Origin of the sequence: Amycolatopsis sp. NPDC049688 (assembly GCF_040674975.1) — a bacterium.
In the GTDB taxonomy this organism is placed as follows: Bacteria; Actinomycetota; Actinomycetes; order Mycobacteriales; family Pseudonocardiaceae; genus Amycolatopsis.
In genome coordinates this window covers 409058-422563 of sequence record NZ_JBFANY010000007.1, presented here as the reverse complement: position 1 = coordinate 422563, position 13506 = coordinate 409058, and the positions used below count along the sequence as shown (strand labels likewise).

Genomic DNA, 13506 nt, shown 5'->3' with positions numbered 1-13506 from the left:
GCCCGGTCCCATTCCGAACCCGGAAGCTAAGCCTGACAGCGCCGATGGTACTGCAACCGAAGGGTTGTGGGAGAGTAGGACACCGCCGAACTTACGTTGGAGAAGGGCCTGGGCCCGGTAGAGACCAAGAGTCTCCCGGCCCAGGCCCTTTTTCGCATTCCCACCGACTTGCCGTGTCGACCCCCTAATCACGCGTGCTGACCCTTCAATCACGCGTGCTGACCCTTCGATCACGTGAGCCGACCCTCCAGGCACGCGAGCCGACCGTCTGGGTACGCCGGCCGACCCTCCAGGCACGGCAACGGCCAGCCCAGTCGGCGAGCTCCGGCCCGAATTACGCGAGTTCGGCGGCCCATCACGCGAGTTAGGCGGCCGAACACGCGACTGCCGGCGCGGATCGCGCGGGTTTCGGGGCAGCCGGTCACGCGAATCCCACCCCGGGATCACGCCGGCCGCGGCCAGGCAGCCGAGTTCCGGCTTCGGCCACGCCAGTTCGGCTTCAATCACGCGAATCCCGCCCCGGCCACACCGGCCGCAACCTCGGCCACCGGCCGCAACCCCAGCCGGCACCGTGGTTACCTCCTCCAGCACATGCCTGGGCATGAAGAAGGGGGCCAGGAGCAGAGCTCCTGACCCCCGGCGGGACGGGTGAAACGACGGCTACTTGATCGCCGACCCGGCCTGCCAGTCCGCCCAGGACTTGGACCAGTCGCCGTACAGGTCCCACACCGGCAGCTGCGGGCCGCCCGAGTTGGTTACCTCCACGACGTCGCCCAGGCCCATGTTCTGGAAGAACCACTGGGCGTTCGCGTCGTTCAAGTTGATGCAGCCGTGCGACACGTTCGAACTGCCCTGCTGGCCCACGCTGTTCGGGTTCTCGTGGACGAACTCGCCGTCGTTCGAAATCCGCTCCGACCACTTTTCGTTCGAGCGGTACGCCTTCGGGTCCGGTGGGCAGACTCCGTACGTGCAGGAATCCATCGTGTAGTTCGCCTGCTTGTCCGAAATCACGTGCGCGCCCAGGTGGGTCGGGGTTGCGTCCTTGCCCATCGAGATCGGCATCGACTTGACCATCTGACCGTTGTGGAAGATCTGCATCTGCTCGCTGTTCCCGTCCGCCTTCGCGATCCAGGAATCGTGCACCTTGTACGTTTCCGTACGGTCCTCCGCGCCGAACACCCCGCCGCCGAAATCGACGCCGTAGATCTTCGCCGTCACCTTCAAGGTCGTGCCGGCCTTCCAGTACTCCTTCGGCCGGTAGTGGACGTTCGAGTCGTCGATCCAGTACCAGCCGCCGTCCTGCTTCGGCGTCGACTCCACCGTCAGGGCCTTCTCGACCGCCGCCTTGTTCTTGACCGCGACCTTCCCGAAGCTGAACACGATCGGCTGGCCGACCCCGACACCCGTGCTCGCCACCGCGGACGGCGCCGGGATCAGGTTCGCGTTCGCCTGCTTCTTCGGCGACAGCGTCGTGATCTGGTTGTCCTGCTCGACCGGCTTCCCGTTGGACCCCTGGGCGTGCGCGACGATCTTGTACGTCGCGCCGTAGCCCAGCGGCTCGGTGGACATCCAGCTCGACCCGTCCTCCGCCAGCTTCCCGGCGACCGTCTTCCCCTTGGCCGCGTTGGTCACCGTGACGTCGAGGAGCTTCCCGTTGGCCGCCTTGACGACGATCGGCGTCGCCGGGTTCACCGCCGTGCCGCCCGCGGGTTCGAACGTCACCGCCACCGGTGTCTCGGCCGGCGCGGCGGAGCCCGACGCGGGCGCGCCGCCACCGGGTGAGCCGCCGTCGTCACCGGACGAGCAGGCGGAAAGCAACAGCGCTCCGGCGAGGATTCCGGCCACCGAAAGTAAAATCTTCTTGGGGAGCATATTGTCTCTTTTTGGGAATTGGGATCGGCGGGCATTCGTCATCAAAACTATGCGATAGCGATGACGTTCTTGCCGGCGGATCGGTGCATCGGCGTGACGTGGATCACGTGACGACGAGCCCTGGAGCGCCGTACAGCCCCGGTCCGCTCACCGAGACTTCACCGAGGTACTCGCGAGCTGCCGTGTACGCCTCTTCCGCCAGTGCTTCCGTGTGCCCGAAATCCAGGGGGTTCACACGTACCGGCGCCGGGCCCGGCAGGTACAGCACCGGCACCTGCGCGGCCGCGACCGGCGCTTCCAGCACCGCCTGGTTCCGCATGCTGATCATCGCGGTGAACATCATCACCTCGGCGAACGTCCGTGGGGCGCCCGGCAGCTTCCCGGGGAACGCGCAGTCGAGCACCACCAGCGACTTCGCCCCCATCGCCAGCGCCTGTCGCATCGGCACGTTCGCCACGAGGCCGCCGTCGTACAGCAACCGCCCGTCGTGCTCCACCGGCGGGAAGATCCCCGGGATCGCGCAGCTAGCCAGCAGCGGCTCGAGCAGCCGCCCGGAGCGGATCAGCAGCGGCTCGGCCGTGTCGACCTGTGTCGTGACGACGCCGAGCGGCAGCGACAGGTCCTCGAAGCGCGTCGACTCGCCGAGGTGGTCGGCGATGATCCCGGCCAGGCCCGTGTTGGGGAACAGGTGCGTCTTGCCCTGCGTCAGCGCCCGGACGCGGCTGAACACGCCGCCGGGGAACGCCTCGGCGCGCGTCATGTGCGCCCAGATGTCGTGCAGCCGCGCGAGTGCGTCAGTGCCGGAGCGGGCGAGGACGGCGGCGTTGAGCGAACCGACCGACGTCCCGGTCACGACGTCCGGCGTGAGCCCGGTTTCGGTCAGGGCGCGCAGCATGCCGACCTGCATGGCGCCGAGGCTGCCGCCCCCGCCGAGGACGAACCCGACCGGCCGGGGAAGATCCGCGAGACTCATACCGCCGAATGTAGTAAACGCGGGTGATCAGGGCACGCGTTCGAGCGCCTTGCGTTTCTTCAGCCGCAGCAGGAAGAACACCCCGGCGGCGGCCAGCACGCCGACGACGATCAGGCCACCCGTGTTCAGCGCGCCCTCGATGCGCTTGGCGGCCTCGCCCAGCGCGGCGCCGATGCCGATGTGGACCAGGGACCAGCAGAACGCGCCCGCCGCGGCGGCCGGCAGGAACCGGCGGAACGACAGCCCGGACGTCCCGGCTGCCGCCGGTGTCAGCGTCCGGATCACCGGCAGGAACCGGGCGAAGAAGACCGCCCAGGCGCCCCGGCGTTCGAGGACCGCGGTGGCCTTGTCCCAGGCTTCGAGGCCGTACTTGCGGATCAGCTTCGTGTCACGCAGCCGCGGCCCGAAGCGGCGGCCGATGCCGTACCCGAGCGCGTCGCCCGCCGTCGCGCACAGGGTGACGACGAGCCAGAGCGCCAGGAACCGGGGGACGGTGTTCGCCGTCGTCGCGGCGATGAGCAGCCCGGACTCGCCGGGGGCCAGGAAACCCAGCCCGATCGTGCATTCGGCGAACACCAGGCCGCCGGTCGCGGCGACGAGCCCCGGTTCCGGGAGTTCTTGCAGCCAGCTGAGGAGGTCCGAAACCAGGGCCATGCCGCCACTTTACCGATCCTTTAAGGATGGTGGGGTGACGTGCGTCACCGGGCCAGCAGCGACGTCGCTTCCTGGGCGGCGGGGCCTTCGGCCGCGAGGTGCTGCAGGTTTTCGGGCAGGACCTCGCCGCGGTGGGCCTTCGTCTGGGCGTAGAGCCGTCCCGCGCGGTAGGACGACCGCACCAGCGGCCCGGCCATCACACCCGCGAAGCCCATCGCCTCCGCAGCCTTCGAGTGCTCGACGAACTCCTCCGGCTTCACCCACCGATCCACCGGGTGATGCCGCGGCGACGGACGCAGGTACTGCGTGATCGTCAGGATCTCGCACCCGGCATCGACCAGGTCCTGCATGGCGGGCGCCACCTCTTCGGGGGTCTCGCCCATCCCGAGGATGAGGTTCGACTTCGTCACCAACCCGGCCTCACGCGCCTTCGTGATGACCTCCAGAGACCTCGCGTACCGGAAACCGGGACGGATCCGCTTGAAAATCCGCGGCACCGTCTCCACGTTGTGCGCCAACACCTCCGGCCGCGACCCGAACACCTCCGCCAACTGCCCCGCATCCGCATTGAAATCCGGGATCAGCAGCTCGACACCGGTGCCAGGGTTCAAAGCATGAATCTGGCGGACCGTTTCGGCGTAAAGCCAGGCACCACCGTCCTCAAGATCATCCCGAGCCACACCGGTCACCGTCGAATACCGCAAGCCCATCGCCTGCACCGACTCCGCAACCTTCCGCGGCTCAGACCTGTCCAAAGCCGCCGGCTTCCCGGTATCGATCTGACAGAAATCACACCGCCGCGTGCACTGATCCCCACCGATCAAGAACGTCGCCTCACGGTCCTCCCAACACTCATAGATATTGGGACAACCCGCCTCTTCACAGACCGTGTGCAAACCCTCACGGCGAACCAGACCCTTGAGCTCCGTGAACTCCGGACCCATCCGCACCCGCGTCTTGATCCACGACGGCTTCTTCTCGATCGGCGTCTCACTGTTGCGAACTTCCAAACGCAACAGCTTCCGGCCTTCAGGCGCAGCACTCACGACTTCAACCGTACGCCCGTCCGGGCTACGCGGGATCGGGGGTGACGCCGGTCAGCTTCGCCGTGACGTCCCACAACCCGGCCCCCAGCGACTCGCTGCGCGCGGCGGCCAACGGGCGCACCTTGACGGGGTTGCCGCGTACGCCGCCGAGGCTGCCCGGGGCGATGTAGTCGCCGCCCTCGACGCCGTCCGCCGTGGCCGCGTACAGCTGCGGCAGCGCGCCCTGGCGGACGTTCTGCGCGAACAGGACCTCGCCGATCTTGTGGCCGCCGGCGATGACCGAACGGACGACCGGGTTGGGGTACGAGCGCGCCATGCCGCTGCCGAGCCCCGTGGCGGTGTAGCCCGGGTGGGCGGCGACGCTGAGCACGCCGGAGCCGGCCGCGCGCAGGCGGCGGTCCAGTTCGAGCGCGAACACCTGGTCGGCGAGCTTCGACTGCCCGTACGCGGCGGCGGGGTTGTAGCGGCGGTGCTCGGCGTTGGGGTCGTCGAGGTGGATGCGGGCCCCGACGGCGGCCAGGCTCGACAGCGTGACGACCCGGCCGCGCAGGGCGGGCATGAGCAGCCACGTCAGCGCCGCGTGGCCGAGGTAGTTGGTGCCGAACTGCAGCTCGAAGCCGTCGGCGGTGCGGCCGCGGGCGGTCGCCATCACGCCGGCGTTGTTGATCAGCACGTCGAGGGTGTCGCCGGTGCGTTCCCGCACCGACGCGGCGGCCGCGCGCACCGAGGCGAGCTCGCTCAGGTCCAATGGGACGAGCTCGGGTTCGGCGCCCGCGGCGGCCGCTTTCACGATGTCGAGGGCCTTCGCGCCGCGCTCGGCGGAACGGCAGGCCAGGAGCACGCGGGCCCCCTTGCCCGCGAGCACCTCGGCGGTGCGCAGCCCCAGGCCGGAGTTCGCCCCTGTAACCACGACCGCCCGGCCGCTCTGGTCGGCGATGTCCTCTTCGGTCCAGCGCTGTGTCATGGGTGACACTTAACTCTGTTTACGCACTCGGCGCGAGCAGTCGCCGCAGGTGTCCGAAAACCGGACGGCGGCGGGTGCTTTCGTCTCGGTTCGCCCGCAGCAGCGCCTCGAACGCGTGACCCACCTTGACGATTTCCTCGGCGGGCTCGCGCGGGTCGGCCAGCCCGGCCGTGACGGCGAGCATGCGCAGCTCGCCTTCGTGCATCCGGCGCAGCGACGCGTGCCGCTCGTAGGCACCGTCGAGGACCGCACGCAGGTCGGTGTGCTCGTCGACGGCGGCGCGCCAGGCGCGGGTGACGGCGTCGACGTGGTCACCGAGGCCGTCGGCGTCGTCCGGGTCGACGACCTCGGAGCGCAGGCGGCCGCTCAGCGTCCGGGTCCACTGGTACTGCAGCGCGGTGAGGACGTTTTCCTCGGTGCCGAAGTGCTCTTCGGCACCGGGCACCTCCTCGAGTGCCAGCGGCTCGCCCGGGTTCCGGGCGGCCAGGCGGACGGCCGCTTCGAGGATTTCCTGACGTCGGTAGAAGTCGGTCCAGCTCATGTGTGGCTCCCCTTCCGTGGCCCGGGTCATACCGCGGGTCTGCGGCATACTCCCGGTACGGACCTGACGCGCCGAACATACCATGAGTATGGAGAGGTGCTCCGGGCGTAAAGTTGTGAAGGTGGCGACAATGAGGTCCAGACGACTCGACTACTCCGAGTCGACGCGGTCCGCGCTGGTCGACAGCGCGGTCGAACTGTTCACCAAACGCGGTTACGCGGGGACCTCGCTCGACGAGATCGCCAAGCGCGCCCGGGTGACCAAGGGCGCGCTGTACCACCACTTCAGCGGTAAGCAGGCGCTCTTCGAAGCCGCGTTCGAGCAGGTCGAGAGCATCGTCTTCGATCGGCTGGAGAAGATCGTGACCGGCGAGGGCACGCCGTGGGAGCGCGCGCTCGCCGGGCTCAACGCGTTCTTCCGCGCCTGCCTGGACGCCTCCTACCAGCGGATCGCCATCCACGAGGCGCCGGTCGTGATGGGCTGGGAGCGCTGGCGCGAGGCGGAGGAGCGGTGCAGCTTCGGGCTCGTGCGGTCCGGCCTGCAGGCGCTGATCGACGCGGGCGAGGTCGAACCGGTGCCGGTCGAGATCACCGCACGGCTGCTGTTCGGCGCGCTGTCGAGCGCGGCGACCGAAATCGCCGGTTCGCCCGACCCGAAGAAGGTCGGCGCCGAGATCGAGGACGTGATCGTCCGCATGCTGGTCCGGCTGAGGCGCACGGAGCCCGACGTCTCTATAGGCTGACGTCGTGGACTTGAGGATCTTCACCGAGCCCCAGCAGGGGGCCAGCTACGACGACCTGCTGCGCGTCGCCAAGGCGACCGAAGCCGCCGGGTACGACGCCTTCTTCCGCAGCGACCACTACCTGAAGATGGGCTCGGCCGACGGCCTGCCCGGCCCGACCGACGCGTGGATCACCCTCGCCGGCCTGGCCCGCGAGACCAGCCGGATCCGGCTCGGCACGCTCGTCACCGCGGCGACGTTCCGGCACCCGGGCCCGCTGGCCATCTCGGTGGCGCAGGTGGACCAGATGTCCGGTGGCCGCGTCGAATTCGGCCTCGGCTCCGGCTGGTACGACGCCGAGCACGAGGCGTACGGCCTGACGCTGCCGCCGCTGAAGGAGCGCTTCGACCGCTACGCCGAGCAGCTCGAGATCATCACCGGGCTGTGGAAGACGCCGGTGGGCTCGACGTATTCGTTCGACGGGCAGTACTACAAGCTGTCGGAGTCGCCGGGCCTGCCGAAGCCGGCGCAGTCCCCGGCCCCGCCGGTGATCATCGGCGGGGGCGGCAAGAAGCGAACCCCGGCCCTCGCCGCGCGGTTCGCCGACGAGTTCAACCTGCCGTTCGTGGACGCCGAAACGGCGGCGGCGCAGTTCGCCCGGGTCGAGGCGGCGGCGGAGCAGATCGGCCGGGACCCGAAGGAGATCCTGCGCTCGGTGGCGCTGGTCGTCTGCGTGGGCCGCTCCGACGAGGAGGTCGCGCGGCGGGCTTCGGTGATCGGCCGGGACGTCGACGAGCTGCGGGCCAACGGGCTGGCGGGGACGCCGGCGGAGGTCGTCGACCGGATCGGGCAGTGGCGGGAGCAGACCGGGATCACCCGGGTCTACCTGCAGCTGCTGGATCTTTCGGACCTGGACCAGGTCGACCTGATCGCCGCCGAGGTGGCGCCGCAGCTGGACTGAGCAGCCCCCGTTTTCCACGCTACCGGGACGGTCCGACAGTTCCGGACCGCGAAAGCCGGGCCGGTCTCCTGTTGTCCACAGGAGGCCGGCCCGGCTTTCGGATGTCGTGTCAGTTCTGGAGTGCGAACGTGACGCCGGGGGCCTCGGGCGCGGCCGGGCGGGGGAGCCAGCGGTCCTCGCTCACCGGGAGCTCGCCCTCCAGCGCCGCCAGCACGGCGTCGCGGGCGAGGGGGAGGACCGCCTCGACCGTGACGTCCCGCTGCAGCTCGTAGGACAGGGACGTCACACCCGCGTCGCGGATGCCGCACGGGACGATGTTGTCGAAGGCCGCCAGATCGGCGTTGCAGTTCAGCTCGAAGCCGTGCATCGTCACGCCTCGCTGGACGCGGATGCCGATCGCCGCGATCTTGCGCTCGATCCCGCGGTCGTCCGCCGGGATCCACACCCCGCTGCGGCCCTCGACGCGGCCGCTGGCCACGCCCAGCTGGTCGCACACGTGGATCAGCGCCTCCTCCAGGCGCCGCACGTAGTGGACGACGTCGATCGGGTCGGCGAGCTTGACGATCGGGTAGCCGACCAGCTGGCCGGGACCGTGCCAGGTGATCTTGCCGCCGCGGTCGACGTCGATCACCGGGGTGCCGTCCGTGGGCCGGTCGGCCGGTTCGGTGCGCTTGCCCGCGGTGTACACCGACGGGTGCTGCAGCAGGAGCATCGTGTCCGGCGCGGTGCCGTCCGCGCGAGCGGTCAGGAAGCTCCGCTGGAGCTCCCAGGCCTCGGTGTAGTCGATCGTGTCGAGCTCGCGGACGTCGACCGGCTCGGTGCTGGCGCGGCAGGTGCGGGAAGAACTCACCCGTCGAGGCTACGCCCGTCACCCGGGGGAAGCAGCCGCAAGGCGCACGCTGAGAGCAGCCCGACACCGGTCACCGCCAGCACTGCGCCGATCGTGTCCGTGACCCAGTGCACGCCGAGCACGACGCGGCAGGCCGCCGACAGCACCACCGCGACCGCCACGGCAACCGCCACGCGCCGGACCAGCCGCGGCCACAGCCACGCGCACAGCAGGAGCAGGACAAAGCCGGTGCTCGCCACCGACACCACGTGCCCGCTCGGGTAACTCAGGTCCGGGTAGTCGCGCGGGCGTTCCCGCAGGAAGACCGGCTTGGCCGTCAAGCTGGTCAGCCGGCACAACAGCAGAACGACGGCGAGCCGCACGCACAGCCCCGTGTGCTGCCGGTGCCGCAGCGCCAGCGCGAGCAGCGCCGCGCCGAGCACCCACGGCAGCACCGGACCGAGGATGTCGCTGCCGATCTGCGCCACCCGCCCGAGCGGCTGCGTGTACACGCCGTGGAGGGCGTTCGCCACCTGGGAGTCGAGGGCCAGCGGGTGCCGCGCGACACCGAGCCCGAGCGCGACGAACGCCGCCACCAGCGCGAAACCGACGACGAGCCAGCGTTTGAGCGGGACGCTCATGCCGCGGCGAGCGCGCGGTCCGGGGTCGGGTGCCGGAACTCGTACCCGGATCGCTCCAGCACGGCCGGGACGGCTCGCTGCCCGAACAGCGCCATCTCCTCCCCGGCCTGGCCCAGCACGGCCTTGAGTGCGAACCCGGGCACCCACCACGGCGCCGGCCGGTGCAGCGTGCGGCCGACGGCCCGGGTGAACTCGGCGTTGGTCACCGGCTCGGGCCCGGTCAGGTTCACCGGCCCGGACACGTCGTCGTGCGTCAGGACGTGGACGATCGCGCCCACTTCGTCCTCCAGGGCGATCCACGGCATGTACTGGCGGCCGTCGCCGAGCCGCCCGCCCAGGCAAAGCGCGAAAAGCGGGCGCAGCGTGGCGTACAGCCCGCCCTCGGCCGAAAGCACCAGCCCGGTCCGGAGCTTCACGACTCGCGCGTCGCCTGCGGCTGCCGTCGCCGCTTCCCACGCTTCGCAGAGCTCGGCCAGGAATCCCCGGCCACGCGGCGCGGATTCGTCCACAGTGGACTCGTGCGTGTGGCCGTAGTACCCGACGGCGGAGGCATTGACGAGCACACCGACGCCATGTTCGGCGACGGCTTCGGCGAGCACCTCGGTCGGCTCGACCCGGCTGTCGGTGAGCTGCTGCTTGCGCATCGCGCTCCACCGCCCGGGAAACAGCCGCTGGCCACCCAGGTTCACGACGGCGTCCACACCTTCGAACGCGCCGCTCGCGATGGTGCCCGACGGCGGATCCCAGCGGAATTCGCCGCCTTCGCGCGCTTCCCGCCGGACCAGCCGGCGGACCTCGTGGCCTTCACGCCGCAGGCGTTCGCCCAGCGCCGATCCGATCAAGCCGCTCGCTCCGGCGATGAGTACTCGCATGGTCCGATCGTTGCGCATCCGCTGCGCGTCCGCACGTCCGGCCCGGACGCGGCGAAGGCCGCCACGGAAATTCCGTGGCGGCCTTCGTCAGGGGTTGCTCAGAGACCGAGTTCGCTCTCGAAGTTGCCCTCTTCCAGGCGCTGCTTGATCGTCGTCAGGAAGCGGCCCGCGTCGGCCCCGTCCACCAGGCGGTGGTCGTAGGTCAGCGGCAGGTACGCCATCGACCGGACGGCGATCGTGTCGTTGCCGTCGGCGTCCGCGATGACCACCGGCCGCTTGACGACCGCGCCGGTGCCGAGGATGCCCGACTGCGGCTGCACGATGATCGGCGTGTCGAACAGCGCGCCGACGCTGCCGATGTTCGTGATCGAGAACGTGCCGCCCGACAGCTCGTCCGGCTTGATCTGGCCCGCGCGCGCCCGGCCCGCCAGGTCGGCGATCCGGTGCGCGAGACCGGCCAGGCTCAGCTCGCCCGCGTCGTGGATCACGACCGAGAGCAGGCCGCGCTCGGTGTCCACCGCGATGCCCAGGTGCACGGCGCCGTGGTAGGTGATCTCCTTCGTGTCCTCGTTGTAGGACGCGTTGACGTTCGGGTGCTGCTTGAGCGCCTCGACCGTCGCCTTCGCGAAGAACGGCAGGAACGTCAGGTTGACGCCCTCGCGCTCCTTGAAGCCCGCCTTGGCGCGCTGGCGCAGCTTGGCGATCTTCGTGACGTCGACCTCCTGGACCTGCGTGAGCTGCGCGGCGATCTGCAGCGACTCGCGGGTCTTGGTGGCCGTGATCTGGCGGATCCGGCTGGCCTTCTGCACCGTCCCGCGCAGCGCGGCGAGCTCCGGCGACACCGCGGCCGCGGGACGCGCGGCGGGCGCCGACGGGGCGGCAGCGGCCGGGGCGGAAGCGGCGGGCGCCGGCTGGGCGGCGGCCTTCTGCTTCTCCTCGGCCGCGGCCAGGACGTCCTGCTTGCGGATCCGGCCGCCGACGCCGCTGCCGGTCAGCGACGACAGGTCGATGCCGTGCTCCGACGCGAGCTTGCGGACCAGCGGCGTGACGTACGGGCCGTCCGCCGAGCCGTCCTTCGCCGCGGCGGCCGGGGCCGACTGCGTGGCGGCCGAGGCCGGGGCGGCCTGCGGCTTGGGCTCGGGCTTCGGTTCCGGCTTGGGCTCGGGCTTCGACTCCTGGACCGGCTCCGGCTTCGGCTCCGGTTTGGGTTCCGGCTTCGGCTCGGGCTTGGGCTCCGGCTTCGGTTCGAGCTTCGACTCGGCCTTCGGCGCCGCACCGGCGTCGCCGATCACGGCCAGGACGCCGCCGACCTCGACGGTCTCGTCCTCGCCCGCGCGGATTTCCAGGACCGTGCCGGCCACCGGCGACGGCACCTCGGTGTCGACCTTGTCGGTGGAGATCTCGAGCAGCGGCTCGTCGACCTCGACCGAGTCACCGACCGCCTTCAGCCAGCGCGTGACGGTGCCCTCGGTGACGCTCTCGCCCAGCTCGGGCAGCTTCACCTCGGTGCCTTCGCCGCCGGCCGCCGGCGCGGTGTCCGGCTTGCTCGGCGCGCTCTCCTCGGCCTGGGCCTGCGGCTCCTCCTGGGCAGGCTCCGGCTCGGACTTCTGCTCCTCCTGCGCCGGGGCCGTGTTCGATTCGGACTCGGGGACGCCGCCGGACCCGTCGTCGATGACGGCGAGCTCGCCGCCGACCTCGACGGTCTCGTCCTCCTGGGCGCTGATCTTCACGACCGTGCCCGCCACCGGGGAGGGCACCTCGGTGTCGACCTTGTCGGTCGAGATCTCGAGCAACGGCTCGTCGACCTCGACGGTGTCGCCCTCCTGCTTAAGCCACCGGGTGACGGTGCCTTCGGTGACGCTCTCCCCGAGCTCCGGCAATGTGACGGAGTAGGCCATCGTTCGCTGACTCCTCTTCCAAGTTCTGCGTGGTCTGGATTCTGCTGGTGGGACGTCAGCTGTGCACGTGCAGCGGCTTCCCCGCGAGGGCGAGGAACGCTTCACCGAGGGCCTCGGTCTGGGTCGGGTGGGCGTGGATCAGTGGGGCGACGTCCTCGGGGAAGGCCTCCCAGCTGTAGATCAGCTGCGCTTCGCCGATCAGCTCGCCGACGCGGTCGCCGACCATGTGGACGCCGACGACCGGGCCGTCCGGCGCCTTGACCAGCTTGACGCCGCCGGAGGTCTTGAGGATCTGGCTCTTGCCGTTGCCGCCCAGGTCGTAGGTGAACGTCGTGACGTCGGAGCCGTACTTGTCCTTCGCCTGCGACTCGGTCAGCCCGACCGACGCGACCTCCGGGTGCGAGTAGGTGACCCGCGGGATGCCGCTCTCGTCGATCACGCGCGGGTTCAGCCCGGCGATCTCCTCGGCGACGAAGATGCCCTGCTGGAAGCCGCGGTGGGCGAGCTGCAGGCCCGGGACGATGTCGCCGACGGCGTAGACGTTCGGCAGGTTCGTGCGCAGCCGCTCGTCGGTGAGGACGAAGCCGCGCTCGATCTTGACGCCGGCCTCCTCGTAGCCGTGGCCGGCCGAGTTCGGCCCGCGGCCGACGGCGACCAGCAGCAGGTCGGCCTCGATGGTCTCGCCGGACTCCAGCGAAACGCTCACGCCGTTGTCGTCCTGCTTGGCGCCGGTGAACTTCACGCCGGTCTTGAAGGCGATCTTGCGGCGGCGGAAGGCGCGCTCGAGCTGCTTGGACGCGAATTCGTCCTCGTTCGGGACGAGCCGCGGCAGGGCCTCGACGATGGTGACGTCGACGCCGAAGGAAGCCCAGACGCTCGCGAACTCGACGCCGATGACGCCGCCGCCGAGGACGACGACCTTCTTGGGGACGTAGTCCAGGGAGAGGGCCTGCTCGCTGGCGATGATGCGGCCGCCGAGCTCCAGGCCGGGCAGCGTGCGCGAGTACGAGCCGGTGGCGAGGATGACGTTCTTGCCGGTGTAGCGGGTGCCGTCCACCTCGACGGTCGTGCCGCCGACGAACGTGCCCGCGCCCTCGACGAGGTTCACCTTGTGCGCCTTGGCCAGGCCCTGCAGGCCCTTGTACAGGCGGGCGACGATGCCGTCCTTGTACTTGTTGACCCCGGCGATGTCGATGCCCTCGAAGGCGGCCTTGACGCCGACCGCTTCGGCGTCACGGGTCTCGTCGGCGACCTCGGCGGCGTGCAGCAGGGCCTTGGTCGGGATGCAGCCCCGGTGGAGGCACGTCCCGCCCAGCTTGTCCTTCTCGATCAGCGTGACGGAAAGGCCCAGCTCGGCCGCGCGGAACGCCGCGGCGTAGCCGCCCGATCCGCCTCCCAGGATCACGAGGTCGGCGGAGGTGTCGGTCACTTCATTAACTCCTCGGCAAGCAGTGGGGTGTTGCTCTGTCGTCGCGCCCGCGCCCGGTATAACCGCGCGCGCGACACCGCCATCTTGTCACTAGGCCGGACGGGG

The 13506-nt window shown here is 70.3% G+C and carries 13 protein-coding genes and 1 rRNA gene; 3 read left to right on the top strand and 11 right to left on the bottom strand.

Going from position 1 to position 13506, the window contains the following annotated elements; genetic code table 11:
• Positions 1–91: ribosomal RNA gene (rrf, locus tag AB0J55_RS25335) — 5S ribosomal RNA — on the top strand; the annotation flags it as partial.
• Between the two features lie 569 nt (positions 92–660).
• Here the strand turns inward: rrf and AB0J55_RS25330 are convergent.
• The 6 genes from AB0J55_RS25330 to AB0J55_RS25305 all read right to left on the bottom strand — a co-directional run bounded on the left by AB0J55_RS25330 (position 661) and on the right by AB0J55_RS25305 (position 6050).
• Entirely contained in the window at positions 661–1872 is a 1212-nt protein-coding gene (locus AB0J55_RS25330; RefSeq protein WP_364253051.1) for an Ig-like domain-containing protein, read from the bottom strand.
• 103 nt (positions 1873–1975) lie between these two features.
• Positions 1976–2845: a patatin-like phospholipase family protein gene (locus AB0J55_RS25325; protein WP_364253048.1), complete on the bottom strand. Its 870-nt coding sequence runs from the start codon at positions 2843–2845 to the stop codon at positions 1976–1978.
• Positions 2846–2872: 27 nt separating this feature from the next.
• Positions 2873–3499 carry a DedA family protein gene (locus tag AB0J55_RS25320; RefSeq protein WP_364253045.1) on the bottom strand — a complete coding sequence of 209 codons (627 nt, stop codon included), beginning with the start codon at positions 3497–3499 and terminating at the stop codon, positions 2873–2875.
• Positions 3500–3543: 44 nt separating this feature from the next.
• Entirely contained in the window at positions 3544–4545 is a 1002-nt protein-coding gene (lipA, locus tag AB0J55_RS25315) for a lipoyl synthase (RefSeq protein WP_364253042.1), read from the bottom strand.
• Positions 4546–4570: 25 nt separating this feature from the next.
• Positions 4571–5509, bottom strand: a complete 939-nt coding sequence (locus AB0J55_RS25310) for an oxidoreductase (RefSeq protein WP_364253039.1) — start codon at positions 5507–5509, stop codon at positions 4571–4573.
• A 19-nt stretch (positions 5510–5528) separates the two neighbouring features.
• Positions 5529–6050, bottom strand: a complete 522-nt coding sequence (locus tag AB0J55_RS25305; RefSeq protein WP_364253036.1) for a hypothetical protein — start codon at positions 6048–6050, stop codon at positions 5529–5531.
• A gap of 130 nt (positions 6051–6180) precedes the next feature.
• On the opposite strand from AB0J55_RS25305, the gene AB0J55_RS25300 reads away from it, so the two are divergent.
• Positions 6181–6792 (top strand): TetR/AcrR family transcriptional regulator, encoded by a 612-nt coding sequence (locus AB0J55_RS25300; RefSeq protein ID WP_364253033.1) that lies wholly within the window; start codon positions 6181–6183, stop codon positions 6790–6792.
• Between the two features lie 4 nt (positions 6793–6796).
• On the top strand, positions 6797–7732 hold the full coding sequence (locus AB0J55_RS25295; RefSeq protein ID WP_364253030.1) for an LLM class F420-dependent oxidoreductase: 936 nt from the start codon (positions 6797–6799) through the stop codon (positions 7730–7732).
• Between the two features lie 109 nt (positions 7733–7841).
• Here the strand turns inward: AB0J55_RS25295 and lipB are convergent, their stop codons facing one another.
• From lipB to lpdA, 5 genes are all read right to left on the bottom strand, one after another.
• Positions 7842–8582, bottom strand: a complete 741-nt coding sequence (gene lipB, locus AB0J55_RS25290) for a lipoyl(octanoyl) transferase LipB (RefSeq protein WP_364253027.1) — start codon at positions 8580–8582, stop codon at positions 7842–7844.
• On the bottom strand, positions 8579–9202 hold the full coding sequence (locus AB0J55_RS25285; protein ID WP_364253024.1) for a phosphatase PAP2 family protein: 624 nt from the start codon (positions 9200–9202) through the stop codon (positions 8579–8581). The genes lipB and AB0J55_RS25285 overlap by 4 nt, the downstream gene beginning before the upstream one ends.
• On the bottom strand, positions 9199–10074 hold the full coding sequence (locus AB0J55_RS25280) for a TIGR01777 family oxidoreductase (protein ID WP_364253021.1): 876 nt from the start codon (positions 10072–10074) through the stop codon (positions 9199–9201). Before AB0J55_RS25280 ends, AB0J55_RS25285 begins: the two co-directional genes overlap by 4 nt.
• A gap of 98 nt (positions 10075–10172) precedes the next feature.
• Positions 10173–11972: a 2-oxoglutarate dehydrogenase, E2 component, dihydrolipoamide succinyltransferase gene (gene sucB / locus AB0J55_RS25275; protein WP_364253018.1), complete on the bottom strand. Its 1800-nt coding sequence runs from the start codon at positions 11970–11972 to the stop codon at positions 10173–10175.
• Between the two features lie 55 nt (positions 11973–12027).
• The gene (lpdA, locus tag AB0J55_RS25270) at positions 12028–13401 is read right to left on the bottom strand and encodes a dihydrolipoyl dehydrogenase (protein ID WP_364253015.1); all 1374 of its coding nucleotides are present in this window, start codon (positions 13399–13401) and stop codon (positions 12028–12030) included.
• Between the last annotated feature and the right edge of the window lie 105 nt (positions 13402–13506).

Coding starts and splice junctions, on each gene's coding strand:
- AB0J55_RS25330 (WP_364253051.1), bottom strand. CDS start 1,872: ATGCTCCCCAAGAAGATTTTACTTTCGGTGGCCGGAATCCTCGCCGGA.
- AB0J55_RS25325 (WP_364253048.1), bottom strand. CDS start 2,845: ATGAGTCTCGCGGATCTTCCCCGGCCGGTCGGGTTCGTCCTCGGCGGG.
- AB0J55_RS25320 (WP_364253045.1), bottom strand. CDS start 3,499: ATGGCCCTGGTTTCGGACCTCCTCAGCTGGCTGCAAGAACTCCCGGAA.
- AB0J55_RS25310 (WP_364253039.1), bottom strand. CDS start 5,509: ATGACACAGCGCTGGACCGAAGAGGACATCGCCGACCAGAGCGGCCGG.
- AB0J55_RS25305 (WP_364253036.1), bottom strand. CDS start 6,050: ATGAGCTGGACCGACTTCTACCGACGTCAGGAAATCCTCGAAGCGGCC.
- AB0J55_RS25300 (WP_364253033.1), top strand. CDS start 6,181: ATGAGGTCCAGACGACTCGACTACTCCGAGTCGACGCGGTCCGCGCTG.
- AB0J55_RS25285 (WP_364253024.1), bottom strand. CDS start 9,202: ATGAGCGTCCCGCTCAAACGCTGGCTCGTCGTCGGTTTCGCGCTGGTG.
- AB0J55_RS25280 (WP_364253021.1), bottom strand. CDS start 10,074: ATGCGAGTACTCATCGCCGGAGCGAGCGGCTTGATCGGATCGGCGCTG.
- sucB (WP_364253018.1), bottom strand. CDS start 11,972: ATGGCCTACTCCGTCACATTGCCGGAGCTCGGGGAGAGCGTCACCGAA.